Below are 3156 nucleotides of genomic sequence, written 5' to 3' on the forward strand. Positions count from 1 at the left end.
CGACGGTGGTGGCGGTGGTTGCTTGTTGGGCGATGGTGGGGTTTTGGAAGATGTGTCGGAGGGTGAGGTGGAGTCCGGCGTTGTCGGCGGCGGCGGTGGCGCGGAGGGCCAGTAGGGAGTCGGCGCCGAGGTCGAAGAGGTTGTCGTTGATGCTGATCTTGGGGAGGTTGAGGAGGTTCTGCCAGATGGTGCTGAGGGCGTTTTCGGTGGGGGTGCGTGGGGGGACGTGTTCGTGGCCGCTGCTGTGGGTGGCGGGGTCGGGTAGCGCGGTCCGGTTGATTTTGCCGTTGCTGGTCAGGGGTAGTTGGTCCAGCTCGATGACGGTGGCGGGGATCATGTATTCCGGGAGTCTGCTGCGCAGCCAGTCGCGGATGTCCTCGATGGGCAGCTCGGTGGTGGTGTCGGCCACGACGTAGGCGACGAGTCGCCGGTTCCCGCGGGGGTCGCCGTGGGCGGTCACCACGGCGGCGGTGATGTCCGGGTGCGTGGCCAGGGTGGCCTCGATCTCGCCCAGCTCGATGCGGAACCCGCCGATCTTGACCTGGAAGTCTTCCCGGCCGAGGAACTCGATGGTGCCGTCGGGCAGGTAACGGCCGAGGTCACCGGTGCGATAGAGCCGTTCACCGGTGTCGGGATGCACCACGAAACTCGCGGCGGTGCGGTGCGGGTCACGCCAGTAGCCCTGGGCCACGCCGACGCCGCCGATATACAACTCTCCGGGAACCCAGATCGGACGGGGTTGCCGGTCGTGGTCCAGCACGTGGAAGCTCTGGTTGGTCAGCGGCCGGCCATAGGGAATGCTGCTCCAGGACGGATCCACCCGCTCGATCGGGTGGTGGATCGACCAGATCGCCGCCTCGGTGGCGCCACCCAGACTGATCACCGACAGGTCCTCGATCACCTCACGCGCCCGGCCGGCAGCGACAGCGGAATCCAGTCACCGGACAGCAACGCCAGCCGCAGCGACGCCCCGTCGGACCCGCCCCGCTGCGCCAACTGCTCGACGAACAACTCGAACAGCGCCGGAACCGAATTCCACACCGTCACCTGATGCCGCGCCACCAGCTGCGCCCAGTGCTCCGGATCCCGACCGGTGCCCGGATCGGGCATCACCACCACCCCACCGGCGGCCAGCATCCCGAACACGTCCCACACCGACAGGTCGAAACTCAGCGACGACACCGCCAGGACCCGGTCACCGGGACCCAGATCCCACCGCCGGTTGACGTCCACCACCGTGTTCAACGCCGCCCGGTGATCGACCATCACCCCCTTGGGCAGCCCGGTGGAACCGGAGGTGAAGATGACATAGGCCAGATCCGTCGCGGACTGCACCGCCGGCAACGCCGCGTCATCAACACCGCTCCACTGCGACTCGTCGTCGACCGACCACACCGACAGCCCGTCCGGCCACGACAACCGACCAGCCACCGCCTGCTGCGTCAACACCACCCGCACCCCGGTGACGTCGAACAGATGCTCCCGCCGCGGCGCCGGCAACCCCGGGTCCACCGGCACATACGCCGCTCCCGACTCCAACACCCCCAACGCCGCGACGACCTGCTCCCACCCCTTGTCCATGCACACCGCGACCAACTCACCCGGACGCGCCCCCGCCATCCGCAACCGACGACCCACCCGACGGGCACGCCGCAGCAACTCGGCATAGGTCAACGACCCCGACGACGACACCACCGCCAACGCCTGCGGCTGCGCCACCGCCCGATCCGCCACCACCTGATGCAACAACCCCGACGGCACCGGCCCCGCCACGTCATTCGCCCGCGCACACACCTCACCCACCGTCGCCGGCAACGGCACCAACCGACCCGGCGACTCCCACGCCCCCTCCTCAACGGCCAACCGCCGCAACAAACCCTCATACGCGGCGAACGCCTCATCCAACAAACCCGCCGGGAACAACGCCTCCACCGCGTCCCAACTCACCACCAACGCGTCGCCCTGCTCATAGACCTGACAATCCACATGCACCTGCGGCGTCTGCGACACCGCCTCCACGAACCGACCCAACCCAGGGACCACCCCCTCGGCACCCCCCGGCATCGGCCGACCCAACACGCTGGTGAACACCACCGGCATCGCCGCCCGCGCAGGACCATGCACCCGCGCCAACTCCCGCAACACCCGCACCCCACCAAACGCCCGATGCTCCAGATCCCGCCACAACTGCTCCTGCAACCGACGCACCCGCTGCCCGAAGCCCCCCTCCCCAGCCGCGTCCACCTCCAACAACACCAACCCGGTGAAGTCACCGATCACCCGCTCCACATCCGGATGCACCGGCAACCGATCCCCCACCGTCACATTCACCGTGAACCGCGGCTGACGCGCCCACACCGACAACACCTGCGCATACGCCGCACACAACAACGCCGACGGCGTCACCCCCCACGACTGCGCCCGATCCCGCAACGCACCCCACACCCCCGACTCCACCCGGAACTGCCGACGCACGAACCGAGTCGGACCCGACACCCCCACCACCGGCAACTCCGGCGCCGGCGGCAACTCCTCCAACCGCCCCAACCAGTAATCCCGCGCCCGCCGATACGTCTCCCCCGACTCCACCTGCCCCAACGACAGAACATAATCCCGAAACGTCAACTCCAAGGGCGCCAACTCCACCCCCGGATCCGCATACAACGCCGCCCACTCACTCAAGAAAACCTGCACCGACGTCGCATCCGCGATCAACAGATCCAAACTCAAATGAACCCGAGTCACCCCACCCGGCAAACGCTGCGCCACCAACCCGAACAACGGAAACGAATCAGCCCGCCGCACCTCATGCGACAAACGATCCCGCACCACACCCACCCGCACCGCCGCATCCTCCACCGACAGCGACGACAAATCCTCCCACTCCACACCCAACACCACACCATCCAACACCTGCTGCCGACCATCACCCCGCACCACAGCCCGCAACATCCCATGCCGATCCAACAACCGACGCAAAACCTCATCAGCCCGCGCCACATCAAAATCCACCGACTCAAACTGCACATACAAATGAGTCGACACATCACCCAACTCAAACAACCCCGACCGACCCAACCAATACGCCTGCTGCACATCAGTCAAACCAAACGGCTCACCCCACCCCGCACGATCCACCACCACCACCGGCAAGTC

2 protein-coding genes are annotated in these 3156 nt (G+C 67.0%); both read right to left on the reverse strand.

The features are described 5' to 3' along the window. Positions 1-901 (reverse strand): AMP-binding enzyme (locus JNW91_RS33290; protein WP_203178964.1); only part of this gene is annotated, 901 nt, incomplete at its 3' end. Beyond that, on the reverse strand, positions 898-3156 hold a 2259-nt coding region (locus JNW91_RS30715; protein WP_203178965.1), incomplete at its 5' end, for an AMP-binding protein. The genes JNW91_RS30715 and JNW91_RS33290, both read right to left, overlap by 4 nt.

Origin of the sequence: Micromonospora parastrephiae, assembly GCF_016802865.1 — a bacterium.
Lineage (GTDB): Bacteria > Actinomycetota > Actinomycetes > Mycobacteriales > Micromonosporaceae > Micromonospora > Micromonospora parastrephiae.